This is a genomic window from Bacillus sp. SLBN-46 (genome assembly GCF_031453555.1).
Classification (GTDB): Bacteria; Bacillota; Bacilli; order Bacillales; family Cytobacillaceae; genus Neobacillus.
Map to the genome: position 1 here is coordinate 3,980,172 of NZ_JAVIZM010000001.1, position 16,291 is coordinate 3,996,462.

Below are 16,291 nucleotides of genomic sequence, written 5' to 3' on the forward strand. Positions count from 1 at the left end.
AAATCCAATTACGAAAAACATTTCCACTCATGAAACCGATAAAAAAAATAAATAATACTTTTACAGAGGAAAGAATCCTCTGGATAAAAGAAGGAGTTGAATTGGAATGGCTAACAGCAGCAATAAACTATTAGTACCTGGAATTGAACAGTACCTAGATCAGGTTAAATATGAAATAGCTCAAGAATTTGGCGTTCAATTGGGTTCAGATACAGTTTCAAGAGCAAATGGTTCAGTTGGCGGAGAAATTACTAAAAGGCTGGTACAACAAGCTCAAGCCCAACTTTCTGGACAATTTACGAAAGAATAATTTCATACAAATGGAAAAAGTCCGGTTTTAACACCGGACTTTACTTATTTTTATTTTTATTATTATTGCTGTCATTATTACCATGATTATTACTATGGTAATTACTTTTTTCCACCTGATTTGTTTCCTTTTGCTCTTTATTCTTATCCTGTGTATTCGTTTGTTTCTTGTTTTGACCTTGATTTTGCTTTAATTTTTCCTCTTCTACCCTTTTCAGATATCCAGGAGAAATCGCATTTTTGCCCAAATTACTTTTTTCACTTACATTACCATTAAAAGACTCGTCAACGCTATTTTCTGGTTGCTTCTTTTGTTGTCCTGGAGGCATAGAATTAACAGTTGGAGAGTGAGCCGGTATATTACTTTTTTCTTTTGTACCTTCTTTAGTCTTTACGTTATCTTGCTTGGAATTATCTCTAGAGGTCTGAAGTTTTTCTTCTTGGTACTTCCCAGCAGTAATACCTTGCTTATGCGCTTTTTGTAATTGCTTTTTAGTGGCCGTTAAAACTATTACTTCTAACTTTTCTTTATTAACAGATGCTTCAATCTTATCTAATTTCCTCTGAAGTTGATCTTCTACTTTTTGTTCAGGTTGTTCTAAACGAACAGTAGAAATAAGGACTTGGTGATTATCTTTTAAATATCCACCCTTTTTCATTTCAGAAAGAATAATCTTTGTTAATTCAGAAACATCTTCTTTCTTCCAATTCTTTAGATGTGAAATAATCTCTTTTCCTTCTTTGTTGTAGCCAGTAAGTTCCACAACCTTCATTTGTTTGTTCACGCCAAGTTCAACACTTGGATTTACATCAATAGACATATAGGCATAGGCCTTATTATTTTGATACATGGGAATAAATGACCCTATAAAAAGGATAAGTGCTGCGATAACGGCCCATGCAGTTTTTAACTTAAACATATTTTTTATCGAACGTTTTGTTCTAAAGCCATTCACGCTTTCTATCGGAAAAAAATAAATTTCTTCTCCCAGTGAATAGGGCTGATTTTGTTTTCTTGATTGTAAAAACTCACCTTCGGGGGTTAAAAGCGTTAAAAAACCTTCATTTATTTCCATTATAATTCCCTTTTTCATGTCTCTAACACCCCCTTAATATAATCCTTCATGTAAACATAATCACTCGATAAGATAAGAGCAATAGCTATAATATATTTCCTATTCCGCTCGATTGTCTTTCTGCTCACATTAACCATTGTTTCAAGCTGCTTAATAGGAAGCCGTTTCTTTTCAAGTAAAAAATTCTTTAATTCCGGGTCAGCTACTAACAATTTAGCAGCGAGGATGGCATTCCTTCTTGCATCCACATGCTTCGGAGAATTTTCAACTAAATCACTAAAACTTAAATCAAAAGTAGTTAATAGGTTTTGAAAATGGATAATCTCATCTTTTCTTAATTGTTCATCATTCTTTTTATGATAATCATCAAGAGAAAGCTCATTAACAATAATGGTTCCTGCTGTTTCCTCATCTTGGGCTGAATTAGTTAAATCTATACTAATATGTTGATTTTTAGTTTGTTTACGTATATAGTCAATGACTCTTCTTTTAATGATTACTTCAGAGAAACTCAACAAAGAGCTTCCACGTTCTGGGGAATATTTTTCAATTGCTTCATTGAATGCAATAAGCCCTATGCTAAATTCATCATCAGTTTCATAAATATATCGTCTACATACGGAAGATACAGTCTTTGCAATAAAAGGCTTGTAGGCATCAATAATTTCGTCCAGTAGATACTGATCGCCCTGTTGAATTTGAAGGACGGTTTCCTCCAAGGTTCTTTTTTTCTTCTTGGCCATAAACAATAAACTTAGCATTTGCTCACCTCTATTCGACCAATTATAACATACGAACGTTACCTTGGACTTTATGGGGGTAAAGCAATTTTAAAAAGATAACTCCAAGAATGGCTATCTTTTCCTCACTTATTGTTTAGGCTTGAAAAAAAGTTATTATGTTAAATACGATTTAGACATCCCTCATTCTTTCGTTTATTGCGATCGCCTTTTCACTACATTATTACGTGACAGCTTAGACAGTTTTGGGGGTTTATGAAAAAATTTTCCCAAATAAAAAGCTTTAAACCAGATTATGCTGATCTAAAGCTCTCCATTAACCCATTTGTTTTTTGTTAAAAAAAGTCAATAAGTATTTAAAAAGGAATCCAACTAGTAACCCAGGAATGACAAACAGCATTGGTAAAAAAACTGGACCGGGATGAATTTGAAAAATAGATACTTTAGGTGACACCATTAAACCAACCGTGACAAAATAAGCACAAGATACAAATGGCAAAAAAGAATATCTTTCATTATCAGGCATCGCAGAACGGTAGCCATCCCACATAGAAAACATATAAAGACATGGATAGAACATAAGCCATTGATAATCTATAGCAGCTTCAGCCTTTTTGATTTCACCTAGGAAGCTGTACATAATCGCTCGGTTAAATCTGCTCATAACATTCACAACTATTTCTAATATGACAAATAACACGCCTTTAAAATATTGACCAATGATTAATTGGCTGAAACCTGGAAACGCTATATTCCATAAAACGGCCTCTAATCTGCTCATCTTTTTCATAGTGATATCCCGCTTCTTTAGGCTTTTTTTTAAGTAAATAACTGTTCAATATAGCTTATCCAGTCTGATGCCAAATTAACAGGATTGAACATAAATTTTCCCAACTTTATGGAAAAAACAGCGAGAATTATTTTCCCGCTGTTTTTTGAGTTTATTCTATTCGTGTTGATCCATAGGATTATATAATTTAACCGTAGGATTTTTCTCTTGGAACCATCTAAGGGCAAAGTCATTTTCAAATAAGAATACATAATGATCAAAGCGATCTTTTACCAACATACTCCTTGAGCTTGATAAATTTTCATCCACTACATCACCCTCTACCCAACGGGCAATCTTTGAACCCACTCGTTCCATCAATACCTCGGCATTATATTCATTTCTCATCCGATGTTCAAAAACCTCAAATTGTAACTGTCCAACTGCACCTAGAAGGTACTCTTCCATCCTAACCGTTTTAAATAGCTGGATCGCACCTTCTTGAACAAGTTGTTGAATACCTTTATAAAAGGATTTTTGCTTCATTACGTTTTTGGCTGAAACCCTAACATACAATTCTGGTGTAAATTGAGGCAGTCTTTCATATTGGAAATTGTCCTTACCTGTTGTAATGGTGTCACCAATCTGGTAGGTTCCTGTGTCATACAGTCCAATAATATCACCACTAACTGCCTCATCAACTGTATTTCTTTCTTCAGCCATAAATGAGGTAGATTGAGAAAGCTTGATTTGTTTTCCTAAGCGCGGGATATTAACGGTCATTCCCCGTTCAAATTTACCAGAACAAACGCGGATAAAGGCAATCCTATCCCGATGTGCTGGATTCATGTTTGCTTGGATTTTGAAAACAAAACCTGAAAATTGTTCTCCTAGCGGGTCAATTTGTCCTACTGAGGAATTACGTGCTTTTGGTGGTGGCGCAAATTGCAAGTAAGACTCTAGAAACGTCTGTACACCAAAGTTTGTTAATGCACTTCCAAAGAACACTGGCGTCAGGGTTCCAGCTGCAATTTTCTCTGCTGAAAATTCATTACCCGCTTCATTAAGAAGCATAATTTCATCTAATGTCTGGTCATAAAGCCCTGATGATTTTAACGGATGATCGCCCGCTATTTCACCTTCATTAGTTAATGGAATAAATCGTTCGTCATCATTTACACGAAATTGTTCTACACGATTATTAAATCGATCATAGATACCAAGGAATTCTTTTCCCATTCCAATTGGCCAATTCATTGGATACGATTCGATACCCAAGACCTCTTCTAATTCCGCAAGAAGCTCAAGAGGTGATTTCCCTTGACGGTCAAGCTTATTAATAAACGTAAAAATTGGAATACCACGCATGCGACATACTTTAAATAGTTTAAGCGTTTGTTCTTCAATCCCTTTTGCAGAGTCAACAATCATCACTGCACTATCAACAGCCATCAACGTTCTATACGTATCTTCACTGAAATCCTGGTGTCCAGGGGTATCCAGAATATTGACTCGGAAACCGTTATAATCAAATTGCATTACACTGGAAGTGACGGAAATCCCACGTTGCTTTTCAATTTCCATCCAGTCACTGGTAGCAAACTTACCTGTCTTTTTGGCTTTTACTGTCCCTGCATCACGAATGGCTCCACCAAATAATAATAATTTCTCCGTTAGTGTCGTTTTTCCGGCATCCGGGTGGGAAATAATCGCAAATGTTCGGCGCGACAATACTTCTTCTTTAAAATTGTTACCCATCTTTTCTTCCTCTCTTTTGACAATAAATAAATTTTTTGTCCATAAGTTCAATCTTATCTCTCAAACGTGAACTTTGCAATATTTCAATTCACCTGCTTTCATTATTTCTTTTATCCAGTTAAGGAAAAGAATATAATGTAGGTAAGCGGTTATTTAATGCCGTTAATGTTCGTATTTGGGAGGAACTATGGATACTACAACAATCGACTTAGATTTATTACGCAAAGCATTTGAAGCTGTCCTAGTGCAGAATAACGTGTCCTTTAATAAAATTGGTATCGCCGAAGAAGGAGAGCAACTATTATTTTTGTATGAAGGAAAGGACGAAAAAGTTCATGTTTTTAAATGGAGTAAAGCATCTAGTGCAGGTGTAAGTATTGGTGTACTTGCTCAAAGTGTATTAATGCCAATTATTCCTCATCTTCGCTTATTATCCTAATTAATATTGAGGCTGACTAATATGTTAGCCTCTTTTTTATAGCTACAGTGTTAACTCTTCCACTGATTCCCACATCCATTTTATTGGAAATGATTCTATAATAGAGTATGACTCTGTTATAGGAGATGAAAAATATGAACAAAAGTAAAAAAATAGTTTCAAAGCTTATACCGCTGTTCACAGCGTTACTCATAATTATTGGCGGTATCGTTTGGTTTGTTCAATCGACTAGTAATGAGATTGCGATCCCTTTCTCTTCAGTAGAAGAAACAATTAAAGCACAAAAGGGAAAGTCCGTTACCCTCATAGAACAACCTGATGGTAGTCTTTATTTAAAAGCTGGTAAAGAGGAATACACTTCACATATTCCACCTAACAGTCACATGGTAGAAAAACTAGTTGAAAAATATAATATAGAATATTCCTATACCACAAGTAGCCCTTACGCAAAATGGGTACTGCTCGGTGTGATTTTGTTACTAACTGGTGCTGCTATTACCCTTCAAAAATTAAAAGGCGGCTTCGGCCTGACTAACTCAATGAAAAACAGTGTGGCTAAATCCCGCCCTTTACCAACAATTAATCTAAAAGACGTTGGTGGACTTGGCGAAGAAATGAAAGAAGAAATACTACAAACTCTTTCTACGTTGAAAGAGCCAGATCGTGCATTAAAATTAGGAATTAAACCACCAAAAGGAATTTTGTTGTATGGCCCTCCTGGGACTGGTAAAACATTGTTAGCACAGGCTATTGCTCGTGAACTAAATGCTTCTTTCTTCTCATCGAGTGGTTCAGCTTTTAATGAACTATTTGTAGGTGTAGGTGCAAGTCGCGTCCGTTCATTATTCCAAACAGCAAGAAAACATGCTCCTGCAGTTATTTTTATTGATGAAGTAGATGCACTAGCAGGGAGACGGAAAGCACATGGCGGCGAGGAAGCCGAAAAAACCTTAACTGAACTCCTTGTTCAACTTGACGGTGGTCATGTAAATGATGGTATTTTATTTATCGCTGCTACTAACAGAAAAGACATGCTGGATGAAGCCTTTCTTCGCCCAGGCAGAATTGACTTCTCTTTCCATGTAACACTGCCAGACACAAAAGGAAGAAGAGAAATCATTAATATTCATACACGGGGAAAAGCTCTAGGAGAAGATGTTTATTCTTCTTTAGATGATTTAGCAGAGAGTACATCTGGTTTTTCTGGCGCCGAGTTACAGTCACTATTTGAAACAGCAAGTAGACGAGCTGTTCGAAACGGTCAAGATAGGATCCAAAAACAAGATCTTGACTTCGCCTTAGACCGAACCATCCTTGGAAGTACCTCTCGTTCATTAAAGGACCATGAAACAAAACGGAGGGTTGCCATCCACGAAGCTGGTCATGCAATTGTTGCTTCGTTAACAAAGCCCGGTTCTGTCAGAAAGGCCACGATTATTCCACGTGGAGAAGCACTTGGATATGTGGCACCGATTCCACAAGAACTTCACTTATCAACATACTCTGATTTACTTGACCGTGTTGCCATGGTGTTAGCCGGGGGTGTTGCCGAACGATTAATCCTGGGTGAACATAGTATTGGTGTGAGCGGAGACGTACAGCAAGCAAAACAACTCATTGAACAAATGGTTGATACAGGCTTGCTTGAAGATGGTTTCACTTTGACTTTTATTAATTCAGATAAAGAGGCTAAAATGCAGGAACTTTTTGCAAAAGGCTTAGAAAAAGCAGAAAATCTTCTTAAAGGTCATCAATATCAGTATCAGCAATTAGTTGATGCTTTATTAAAGAACGAAACACTAGAAGGTTCAGAAGTGGAAGCCATCGTATGGAATTCCACGAAATCAAATGTTGATAACCTCGTATTAGCTTAAAAGAGACTGACTTTAAATCAGTCTCTTTTCTCTTTAGGAAGTTTTGATTTATGATTTCCGTGGTAAACTATAGTGAAAATCCGGAATAAGGGAAGTGAAGGGCATGTTCGGTAAAAACTTCTTTTTCGAAAAAGAACAACAAGTTTACAACAAGGAAGCACGGAGCTACATTGACAACCCGAAAAAAACACTTGGATTGCTTAATAAAGCAATAAGAATGGCAAATGAGAGGAAAGAAATTTTAGGGGAAGCACGAGAAAAGCTTCAGTTATTTTTCGATCTAATCAAAGCCTACTCTAAAGGTGAATATAAAGATGTTTCAAAAGGTACTATTGTTACGGTTATAGGAGCCATTCTGTATTTTGTATCTCCACTTGATTTTGTTCCTGATTTTATCATTGGTTTAGGAATTATAGACGATGCAGCCGTCATTGGCTATACATTAAAAAAGATTAGCAAAGAGTTAGAAGGGTTCCAAAGATGGAAAAACCCCTCAGTAATAGACAAAAACCCGCTCGATTTATAGCGGGTTTTCGTTAACTGGCAAAGCGATGGTTTCCTATTTCTTCTGTAACAGGTCTTGTACGCAGCCATTTACTGTCAGTCTCATCAGGATTGAAAAAATAAAGTGCATCCGTTACTTGTCCATCTTTATGAATTGCTTCATCTACTGCTTTTTTTGCTTCTTCCCCTGCTGGTTTATTAATCATCCCATTATCAACGGGTTGAAACTGTCTATCTTGATAAATAACCTGCTGAATTGAATCTGGAAATTGTTCACTTTCTAAACGGTTAAGCACAACAGCTGCGACAGCAACCTTACCTTGATAGGGTTCTCCATTCGCTTCAGCTGTCACTAACCTTGCTAACAAGTCTTTTTCTTTCTCAGTAATTTTCATATTTATTAATTCATCTTTTGAATTACCGTATTGATTAGATATTTCCCTTAACGTTTCACGTTTGGTCACTTTATGAGCTTTCGTTTTATCGAGATTTTTAGCATTAACGTTTAAAGGTAAATTAAGATTATTCAGCAGGATGAAGAATACGATGACAGATAATAAAAAAGAAACAATACGCTTCATCATTATTATGTCCCCCTTTATCCTTTAATTTTTTCGACCCATTAACCGTAACATGAATCTACAGCTTGTCCAACCTCAAAAACTTTCCATGGAAAAAAAGGAAAAGCAAGGAAATATCCTTGCTTTTCGATTAGGCAAATATTAATGCCTCTATTCATTTTCTCCTACCATCTAAAGCAAGCTGCACCTACAATGATTAAAAGGATGAATAAAACGACGATTAATGCAAATCCGCCGCCAAAACCACATCCACCACCATAACCTACTCCACAACCGCCAAATCCGCCACCATAGCCATATCCAAACATTTAAATTCCTCCTTTTATAATATCAATAGAATGGGGTACACCAAGAAGCACCAATAATGATTAACAAAATAAATAAAACGACTAGAAGGGCAAATCCGCCGCCATAGCCACCTACTGCACCAGACATTTACATTACCTCCTTTTCTTAATTCCATATATCTATATTCACCTAGATAAAAATGTGCGATAGACATATATCCCTATTCGTACATTTTAAATAAAAAGAATAAGCCCATTATTTATGTACAAGGCAGATATAACGGTAGTATGTCTGTCCATTATTCCTGTTCATCGAAGAAAACCATTAGAAAGTTGACATTTATAATCATTTTTCTTACCATGTTCACAAATCATAATAGTTAGGAGCCAATGGTTTGAGGTCAATTGCAACAATTATACTCTTCTTATTTATGGTGGCTTATCGTATGGTAAGCGGGTTAATTAAAGAACGGAGAGGTCATTCTTTTATAAAGATAGGTCATCGAGGAGCAGCTGGATATTGTCCGGAGAATACTTTTGCATCCTTTAACAAGGCATTAGAGCTAGGAGCTAATTACCTTGAAATCGATATTCAGATGACAAGGGATGGCGAATTAGTTATTATCCATGACCCAACAGTTAACCGAACAACCAACGGGAAAGGAAGAGTAAGGGATTTTACCTTAGAGGAACTTAAGTCACTCGATGCAGGAAGCTGGTTTCATTCGGAATTTTCTATGGAACGGATTCCTTCATTTAACGAATTTCTAAATACGTATGCTGGAAAGGTTGGATTATTAATTGAGTTAAAAAAGCCAAACTTATATCCTGGTATAGAAGAGAAAGTAGCTAATGAACTATTGAAAAGGGGCCTTGCTTCTGGGGACAATAATCAAATTATTGTTCAATCCTTTGATCAAATCTCAATGAAACGGTTCCATCACCTTCTTCCCAAGATTCCAATTGGAATATTAATAAAGAAAACAAAGATTAACGGACTGTCAAATAAAGAATTAGAATCCTACGTACACTTTGCTACCTATGTCAATCCTAAGGTTACTATGGTTAACAAGAGACTCATTAGGCGAATTCATCAACATGGGTTTAAAACGATGGTTTGGACAGTGAATAAAAGAAGTGAGAAGAATTTGTTAAAGTATTATTCTGTAGATGGTATGATAAGTGACTATCCAGATTTACTTTAATAAAAAAGACAGCTTCCCCATTTGGGTATTAGCTGTCTTTTTTCACTAAAAGAAAATTAGATAAATAACTATAGCTAGTACAATTCGATATATAGCAAATGGTAAAAGCTTAATTTTATTAATCAACTTTAAGAAAAAGCGAATAGATAATAACGCAAAAATAAATGCACTAATAAATCCAGCAATAAAAAACGGAAGAGCATCCATTGTCATATACTGCCAGTTTTTTAACAATGATAGCAAACTTGCTCCAGCCATAATCGGTACAGCCATAATAAAAGTAAAGTCAGCTGCGGCGCGGTGACTCATCCCCATTAAAACACCACCGGATATCGTTGAACCTGAACGGGAGAATCCTGGCCAAAGTGAGAAACATTGAAAAAGTCCTATTGCTAACGCTTGTCCATATGAAATTTCGTCAACTGTTTGTACTTTTGGATTTTTTGGTCCAATTAAATCAGCAAGAATCATAAACACAGCCCCAATGACTAACCCAATCAAAACGGTCGCTGTGGAAAATAAATGATCGTCAATATAATCATTAAAAAGGACACCTAATACACCTGCAGGAATTAAGCCGACAATAACTTGGGTTAATTTAAGACGGCTTTGTTTCTCCACGTGTCCCTTTCTGAATCGTCCTAAGCCTAACAAGTCAAAAAATCGTTCCCAAAAAGTGACGACAACTGCGAGAATAGAACCAAGCTGGATTACCACTTTAAAGGTATTAGCCCCGTGCTGTGTTAAAAACTTTTCAGATTGAAGCCACAAATCATCAACAATAATCATGTGCCCAGTTGAAGAAACTGGTGCAAATTCGGTTGCACCCTCTACAAGTCCCAAGATAATTGCCTTAATAAACAAAAGTAAATCCATGTTGTTAACTTCTCCTTACTTTTATTGCTTTAGAATGTTTAGTTATGACAAATAACTCCACCATTTTACTCACTTATTAAGTGAATAGCAATAATTTTTTCGTATATAGTTTTTTGCTCTACTCTAGTATAACGTGGTTTGTTCTATAATAGTTTCAGGTATTTTTTCCCAAATTCAACAGGTTGTTTTTCTTTCTATTGTATAATTCCCATTCTTATTGCCTTTACTGCTACTTCAGTCCTGTTTTGTGCATTCAGCCTTTTCATGATATTGGAAATATAGTCTCTTACGGTAAATTCACTTAAATAAAGCTTTAATGCCGCCTCAGCAGTAGATGCTCCGTCTGCGAGAAGCTTGATAATTTCAATTTCTCTTGGAGATAAGGAGATTACATCACCTTCTGGTAATTCCGGCTTTTTAATATCCGCTTCAATAAATTTTGATAAAAGTTCTCCAGAGCTTTGGCCGAATTTCATTAATGCTGGGAATAGACTTGTATCCACTGTGAATTGCTCCCCAGGTCCTTTATCTAATACGACTCCACCAATAATTTTCCCCTCTTTGTAATGCAGTAGGATAAATTCTTTCTGGACTAATCATATTATGGGTACCTGCAAAGCTATATGAAGTAGCTGCAGCCCCTGGAAGTATTTTATTTGTCGGCTTCTTTTTAGGTGGCCTTACGCTGTTAATGGGAATTTTATCCTATATCATGCAAAGACTCTCCACTCTTCTTGGTGTTTTGGCTATTTTTGCTTCTGTCTTGTCGATCATGGGAGCATTAGGCGGCTTTCTAATTGGAACCATTCTCGGAATCATTGGTGGAGCTATGTTAATTGCATGGAAACCTGAAATGGCAGATCATGATTCAAAAACACAATCACACCTAGACCCTATTACTGAAAAAGAAGTGGCATCAGGAAAAGACATTTTACCAGATTAAAATTTGTAGCATTCGCAGAAATGGTGATGGCTTTGAAACATAGAAATAGTACTTATAAGATAATAATTATATTGATTACTACATTAAGCGCACTTCTCTTTGTGACAAAAGATAGTTATGCAAGTAATCCATCCGTGGTTGGTTTTATTATTGAAGCCAGTCAAATGGAAGGAACCCTACAAACTCCAGAAATGTCTGTCGGGAATACCTCAATCGAAAAAAGTCGGTCTATGCTGAATTTAACTTTTGAAAACCTTACTTGTAAGGATTTAGTCATTAAAAAAATGGTTAAAACTTCAAAGGGTATAATTACAACTAGAATGACATCTAACGATAAGATTCTTTTTGAAAATTTAAGTTTATCTGTTACCAACTTCTTCCATTATATAGAACATAAAAAAACCACAATCTTCACTATTAAATAGCGATTGTGGTCCTAGCTTTTATGATGGATTTTTATGTTATTCAATGTTGTATTAACTCCTTATTTATCTATAATAGTTACGGTGTTTTGACCAGTTCTTTTAAACTGTTTTTTCCCCGTTCAACAAGGTTTAAATGTGTGTTTCGAGCAAATTTAATATATTCTTTTCTTACTTCAAGCCATGCATTTCTGCGTTCGCGGGCATAATTGATACTAGATTCAGCATTTCTTTCAAAGTTATCCTCCAAACGTTCAACCATATGGAAGACAGATTTAATTGGAGTCAGAGCCAATTTTTCTAATTGTCCAGATACTTCTTTCAACTGATTTTTAAGCTCTTCACGATCGTTAGAGAAAATCACTTCTTCTTTCTGTTCCTCTTTACCTGCATTAAATTGATGCATTAATTCTGAAACCATTTCTTTATTGGTTTTTTTAGTTTGATTATACAGTTTTGCAATTGAATTTCTGTACTGCTTATTGAACTTAATTACCTCTTTTAATGCATTAATATATGCATCCTCACGATTTTCCCTAAGTTGCAGCGCACGCTCACGTGACTGTTCAAACTGATCCCAAAATGTGTTTACAAACGAACCGGCAGGTATCGATTCCTCTGCAAGCGGCATCACTTTTTCATCAACAGATGGAACCGTTTCATTCTTCTTCTGTGCCATCGTCCTTCCTCCTCCTTTTTCTATTATTTACTTTCTCTATGGGATCCTTCTTTTGAAATGAAGGAATATAGAGCTCAAGGAAACTGGTATACATCTTAAAAAATTGATCTAAGAGGGATTGATATGTTTCTAGTTGATTGGCATAGCCTTTTAAATATGTAACCCCAGCTTTTGTAATAGAATATCTTCTTTTTGCCGGACCACTTCCAGTAGTATCCCATTCAGAGGATACAAGCTCATCTTTCTCCAGTTGTCTTAGTAGTCTGTATAGATTTCCCTGGTCAAGCGTTTTGAACCCGAATGCTTCCAACCTTTGGCTAAGTTCATAACCGTGCAAAGAAACTTTACTAAGAAGTAATAAAATAAATGGCAACACAAAATTTTTGGATGGATTAACGGTTGGATTGTCTTGATTCACCATATCTTTATCACCTCACCTATATGTATTTTACACCTATGAGTAATAAATTGTCAATGCTGTAAATAAATATGGATAAAAGCAAATTTTATCGGTTTACAATATACTAAACTTGGTTATAAACTTAATAAAAATGAAAAGGTGGTGTAAAATGGAAAAAGCCAAATGGAGTAAATCCGGTGTACCATACTTGCACTTAGGTAGAGGTGAACCTTTGGTCCTTATCCATGGTTTAGGCGAAGTGAAAGAAGGGTGGCAAAATCAGTTTGAGTTAGCTGATCAGTTCGAGCTTATTATTCCAGATCTGAGAGGTCATGGAGAGTGTACAAAAACGGATGGTATTTCTATTCAGAATTTCGCTTTGGATATCATTGGTTTATTAAAGGAGCTAGAAATTGAAAACGCTCACATTCTTGGTTTATCAATGGGTGGAGCTGTTGCACAAGAAATTTACCGCCAAGCACCCAACCTCTGCCGTTCTCTCTTGTTGATTAGCACCTTTCACTTTTTCCCGAAAAAACTAAAAAAGTTGTTATTTAATAATCGAAAAGCTAAATTTGAATCCGTTACCGCTGCAGGTAAACAAACAGAGTTTATATCCAAAATGGCACTTTATTCATGGAATAAGGAAATGAAAGAAATATTTGGACACTCTTTTCACCCAAAACACCAAATTTTTCTACAATCCTTAAACACATGTCTAGATGTGAATAACTTATCTTTACTGCCAAAAATTAGCGTTCCAACACTAATTATTGGCGGTCAGTATGACTCTGTTCTACCTGTCTGGATTCAAGCATGCATGCACAAGCTAATTCCACATTCCGAGTTTATCATCATGAGAAATACTGGTCACATTGCTAAACTTGAAGCTAAAGCCCGTTTTAATAACCTACTGCGTAGGTTCCTTAATCAACAAAAACTAATTGCATAAGAATAACGGGAAGTGCATTGTCCTTCCCGTTACTAATTTATTTCATTCCTCTTAAATTATTCAGCTACTTCTTGAATTTTTTTTGAATGAGTAGAAAGCCACTGATCAGCAAATTTAGCAAACATACCAGTTAAGGCAAGTGCAACGTGCCCGCCCTCAAACACTTGATATGTTTTATCTTCACTTGAAATCATATCCATAATAGGTAGACTTTGCTTTTCTAATACAAGTGTATCTCTAGAGGTCGAGAACACAAACGTTGGACACTTAATATTCTTTAAATCTACCTTCCTACCGCCAATTTCCAACTCCCCCTTTAGGAGCTTGTTATCTTTATAAAAATCATTAAATAACTGCTTAAAGGCTGAGCCTGCAAAAGAGGCTGTATCTTTTGTCCATTTATCCATCCTTCGCCATTTTTCCACATAGTGTGGATCATGTGCGCGGGTGATTAGGTTAATCCATGGACTAGTATAGACGGGTGAAAGTCCCCTAAACATGAGGTACATAAATTCAGATGGAATGACCCCATATACATCTGAGAAGCGGTTAAAGTCGATGGTTCCCTTTTGTAGTCCTTTTAACCATTTATCCGGCACAATTCCCACACTAAAATCAATGGGAACTGTCGCAAGAAGCAAGTTCACTATTGGTAGTTTTGTAATAGAGGTAAAGATAGCTGAAATGGTACCACCCAGGCAATAGCCCACCAAAGATATACCCTCTGCACCAGAATGCCTAAGTGCACGCTTCACGCCATTTTCAAGATAATTTAAGATGTAATCATCCAGGGTAATATCACTATCTTCATACTCTGGTGAGCCCCAGTCTAAGAAGTATACATCATATCCGCGCTCTGTAAGCTCCCCCACAACACTGCTACCTTCACCCACGTCTAAAATATAGGATTTATTTATTAGCGAATAAACTAGGAATAAAGGAATTTGATATTTTTTATCTTTTGCCGGGTGAAAATATAAGGTTGATTTATTCTTTTTCCAAATAACTTCTCTTTGTGTTGGTTTAATATCTGGTTTAGGTTCTGTGAGAACCTTATAAACTTGATTCCACCTTGATGCTTCCTTTTCAAGATCAAGCTGAGGAATAAAATTGAAACGCGCTGAATTTCCACTCATCTTTTTCTCTCCTTTCACTATGATTTAGATGCTACGGAGCCTGTGAGCACTGGCTCTTTATCTTTTCCTTTACCTTTTTGCATCAAATTCTTTATGGACGCTAGTTCCGCTTTAATATCTGTTAACTGTAACATCTCCTGTTTTAAACTCTCAATCTCTGCTTTTAATGTTCTAGTATCCTCTATCTTATGGGCGATTTGATGATATTCAACTTTCATTTGTTTAACTAGACTGACCAGTTCCTGAAACATCTCCACATGCTCTTTATTTAATGCACTTAAGCTATCCTGTACATTCCAAATTTGTTCTTCTAGAATATCCATTTTCTCCTCAGCTTGAACAGAAAGTTTTGCTACATTCGCTACATCTTTTTTGGTCGGTATATTCATTAATCCTGCCATTAGCTCTTGGTTCTTCCTTAAAAGTTCCATGTATCGCGCATGACTCTCAGTACCAACCTTCATTAACCGCACGAACTCATTGTTGTCAGTCATCATATACAATAGACCATTTAATTGTTTTTCCCACATTCCACTTATTCGCTTGAATCCTTCAAAAGGATCATATGTTTTATCTTTAGTCATCCTGCTTCTCCCCTTTAAATCTATGATTTTGAAAGTTCTTCTGTTTTTTCCAAATATTTATTGAGAGGAAAAATAACTGATTTAATCTGTCTGGCAAAAAGATTAACAAAGCCCCTCTGACTCTCATAAATTATATTTCCAGCTTGTTTAACCGTTTTAATATATTGCATTCTCCCTTTTTTCCGCAGTGCGATATATTGGTCTATCATTTCGAGATATCTTTCCATGGTTAAGTAATTATTTAATGTTTGACATGGGGCAGAAAGAATAGACATCGTTTTTTTCTGAATTTGATCAATTTGAGCATTAATATCCTCATAGGATCGAATCGGGAAAAAATGCTGCAGACTAGTCGTTGACATTAAAAATTCTTCTCTCGCCGTTCTTTCCCATTCAGCAAATTCTTTATTAAATCTCTCAGCAATGTCTTTTACATTTCCCTGATTCCTTTTTATACTCTCGGCGAAATGCTTTGCTTCTTTTAAAAAGACCTCATCGCGAAATTCAGCGTGTTTAGCCCATTCATCTATCTCTCCGAAGGCATGTTGCCATAGAACGTCTAAACTAGAAAGCTGCTCCATATCCTCATTTCCAACTGGTTGCTCTTCTTCTACCGAGTTTGTCTGTAGAATCTTATTTGGTGTTTTTTCTTCCATTGATTCTTTTTCAACTTCCTTTTTGTCAGGCATTTTTATCTCATCCCTTCTATAATTTCTTATTCAACTTACGATCAGAAACTAGTACATCGTTTTGGATT

The 16,291-nt window shown here is 36.0% G+C and carries 21 protein-coding genes and 1 pseudogene; 8 read left to right on the forward strand and 14 right to left on the reverse strand.

Features of this window, described 5'->3' with window-relative positions; genetic code table 11:
- Positions 1–106 precede the first annotated feature (106 nt).
- Complete coding sequence (locus QFZ87_RS20260; protein ID WP_309865511.1) at positions 107–310, forward strand: alpha/beta-type small acid-soluble spore protein; 204 nt, start codon at positions 107–109, stop codon at positions 308–310.
- Between the two features lie 40 nt (positions 311–350).
- On the opposite strand, the gene QFZ87_RS20265 is transcribed toward QFZ87_RS20260, so the two are convergent.
- From QFZ87_RS20265 to QFZ87_RS20280, 4 genes are all read right to left on the reverse strand, one after another.
- Complete coding sequence (locus tag QFZ87_RS20265; protein WP_309865513.1) at positions 351–1,403, reverse strand: anti-sigma factor domain-containing protein; 1,053 nt, start codon at positions 1,401–1,403, stop codon at positions 351–353.
- Positions 1,400–2,146, reverse strand: a complete 747-nt coding sequence (gene sigI, locus QFZ87_RS20270) for an RNA polymerase sigma factor SigI (protein ID WP_309865516.1) — start codon at positions 2,144–2,146, stop codon at positions 1,400–1,402. Before sigI ends, QFZ87_RS20265 begins: the two co-directional genes overlap by 4 nt.
- A gap of 295 nt (positions 2,147–2,441) precedes the next feature.
- Positions 2,442–2,915 (reverse strand): hypothetical protein, encoded by a 474-nt coding sequence (locus QFZ87_RS20275; RefSeq protein ID WP_309865518.1) that lies wholly within the window; start codon positions 2,913–2,915, stop codon positions 2,442–2,444.
- Positions 2,916–3,071: 156 nt separating this feature from the next.
- Positions 3,072–4,652, reverse strand: coding sequence for a peptide chain release factor 3 (locus tag QFZ87_RS20280; protein ID WP_309865521.1), 1,581 nt, complete (start codon positions 4,650–4,652; stop codon positions 3,072–3,074).
- Positions 4,653–4,839: 187 nt separating this feature from the next.
- Between QFZ87_RS20280 and QFZ87_RS20285 the strand changes: the two genes are divergently transcribed.
- From QFZ87_RS20285 to QFZ87_RS20295, 3 genes are all read left to right on the forward strand, one after another.
- Complete coding sequence (locus QFZ87_RS20285; protein ID WP_309865523.1) at positions 4,840–5,091, forward strand: hypothetical protein; 252 nt, start codon at positions 4,840–4,842, stop codon at positions 5,089–5,091.
- Between the two features lie 134 nt (positions 5,092–5,225).
- Complete coding sequence (locus QFZ87_RS20290) at positions 5,226–6,965, forward strand: AAA family ATPase (RefSeq protein WP_309865525.1); 1,740 nt, start codon at positions 5,226–5,228, stop codon at positions 6,963–6,965.
- A gap of 103 nt (positions 6,966–7,068) precedes the next feature.
- A complete protein-coding gene (locus QFZ87_RS20295) occupies positions 7,069–7,491 on the forward strand; it encodes a YkvA family protein (protein ID WP_309865528.1) in 423 nt (140 codons plus the stop codon).
- Positions 7,492–7,501: 10 nt separating this feature from the next.
- Here the strand turns inward: QFZ87_RS20295 and QFZ87_RS20300 are convergent, their stop codons facing one another.
- The 3 genes from QFZ87_RS20300 to QFZ87_RS20310 form a co-directional block, all read right to left on the reverse strand.
- Positions 7,502–8,053, reverse strand: a complete 552-nt coding sequence (locus tag QFZ87_RS20300) for a cell wall hydrolase (protein WP_309865530.1) — start codon at positions 8,051–8,053, stop codon at positions 7,502–7,504.
- Positions 8,054–8,214: 161 nt separating this feature from the next.
- Positions 8,215–8,358 carry a YjcZ family sporulation protein gene (locus QFZ87_RS20305; RefSeq protein ID WP_308080397.1) on the reverse strand — a complete coding sequence of 48 codons (144 nt, stop codon included), beginning with the start codon at positions 8,356–8,358 and terminating at the stop codon, positions 8,215–8,217.
- Between the two features lie 22 nt (positions 8,359–8,380).
- Positions 8,381–8,485, reverse strand: a complete 105-nt coding sequence (locus QFZ87_RS20310) for a YjcZ family sporulation protein (RefSeq protein WP_308080398.1) — start codon at positions 8,483–8,485, stop codon at positions 8,381–8,383.
- 247 nt (positions 8,486–8,732) lie between these two features.
- Between QFZ87_RS20310 and QFZ87_RS20315 the strand changes: the two genes are divergently transcribed.
- Entirely contained in the window at positions 8,733–9,542 is an 810-nt protein-coding gene (locus tag QFZ87_RS20315; protein WP_309865535.1) for a glycerophosphodiester phosphodiesterase, read from the forward strand.
- Between the two features lie 45 nt (positions 9,543–9,587).
- Here QFZ87_RS20315 and QFZ87_RS20320 read toward each other — a convergent pair whose 3' ends face one another.
- Together QFZ87_RS20320 and QFZ87_RS20325 are read right to left on the reverse strand one after the other, a co-directional pair.
- Positions 9,588–10,418, reverse strand: a complete 831-nt coding sequence (locus QFZ87_RS20320) for an undecaprenyl-diphosphate phosphatase (protein ID WP_309865537.1) — start codon at positions 10,416–10,418, stop codon at positions 9,588–9,590.
- A 194-nt stretch (positions 10,419–10,612) separates the two neighbouring features.
- Positions 10,613–10,978 (reverse strand): annotated as a pseudogene (locus tag QFZ87_RS20325) (response regulator transcription factor); the annotation flags it as partial.
- A gap of 38 nt (positions 10,979–11,016) precedes the next feature.
- Here QFZ87_RS20325 and QFZ87_RS20330 point away from each other — a divergent pair.
- Both QFZ87_RS20330 and QFZ87_RS20335 read left to right on the forward strand, forming a co-directional pair.
- Complete coding sequence (locus QFZ87_RS20330) at positions 11,017–11,361, forward strand: DUF6114 domain-containing protein (protein WP_396133979.1); 345 nt, start codon at positions 11,017–11,019, stop codon at positions 11,359–11,361.
- A gap of 71 nt (positions 11,362–11,432) precedes the next feature.
- Positions 11,433–11,786: a hypothetical protein gene (locus QFZ87_RS20335; protein ID WP_309865540.1), complete on the forward strand. Its 354-nt coding sequence runs from the start codon at positions 11,433–11,435 to the stop codon at positions 11,784–11,786.
- Positions 11,787–11,862: 76 nt separating this feature from the next.
- On the opposite strand, the gene QFZ87_RS20340 is transcribed toward QFZ87_RS20335, so the two are convergent.
- Positions 11,863–12,462 carry a hypothetical protein gene (locus QFZ87_RS20340; protein WP_309865543.1) on the reverse strand — a complete coding sequence of 200 codons (600 nt, stop codon included), beginning with the start codon at positions 12,460–12,462 and terminating at the stop codon, positions 11,863–11,865.
- On the reverse strand, positions 12,443–12,883 hold the full coding sequence (gene phaQ / locus QFZ87_RS20345; protein WP_308080407.1) for a poly-beta-hydroxybutyrate-responsive repressor: 441 nt from the start codon (positions 12,881–12,883) through the stop codon (positions 12,443–12,445). Before phaQ ends, QFZ87_RS20340 begins: the two co-directional genes overlap by 20 nt.
- A 148-nt stretch (positions 12,884–13,031) precedes the next feature.
- Between phaQ and QFZ87_RS20350 the strand changes: the two genes are divergently transcribed.
- On the forward strand, positions 13,032–13,814 hold the full coding sequence (locus QFZ87_RS20350; RefSeq protein WP_309865548.1) for an alpha/beta fold hydrolase: 783 nt from the start codon (positions 13,032–13,034) through the stop codon (positions 13,812–13,814).
- A gap of 56 nt (positions 13,815–13,870) precedes the next feature.
- Here QFZ87_RS20350 and QFZ87_RS20355 read toward each other — a convergent pair whose 3' ends face one another.
- Genes QFZ87_RS20355 through QFZ87_RS20365 form a run of 3 tightly spaced genes read right to left on the reverse strand, consistent with a single transcriptional unit; the run spans position 13,871 to position 16,223 of the window.
- The gene (locus tag QFZ87_RS20355) at positions 13,871–14,950 is read right to left on the reverse strand and encodes an alpha/beta fold hydrolase (RefSeq protein WP_309865550.1); all 1,080 of its coding nucleotides are present in this window, start codon (positions 14,948–14,950) and stop codon (positions 13,871–13,873) included.
- Positions 14,951–14,967: 17 nt separating this feature from the next.
- Positions 14,968–15,534: a polyhydroxyalkanoate biosynthesis repressor PhaR gene (locus QFZ87_RS20360; RefSeq protein WP_309865552.1), complete on the reverse strand. Its 567-nt coding sequence runs from the start codon at positions 15,532–15,534 to the stop codon at positions 14,968–14,970.
- Positions 15,535–15,554: 20 nt separating this feature from the next.
- Positions 15,555–16,223 (reverse strand): hypothetical protein, encoded by a 669-nt coding sequence (locus QFZ87_RS20365; protein ID WP_309865555.1) that lies wholly within the window; start codon positions 16,221–16,223, stop codon positions 15,555–15,557.
- Positions 16,224–16,291: the final 68 nt, after the last annotated feature.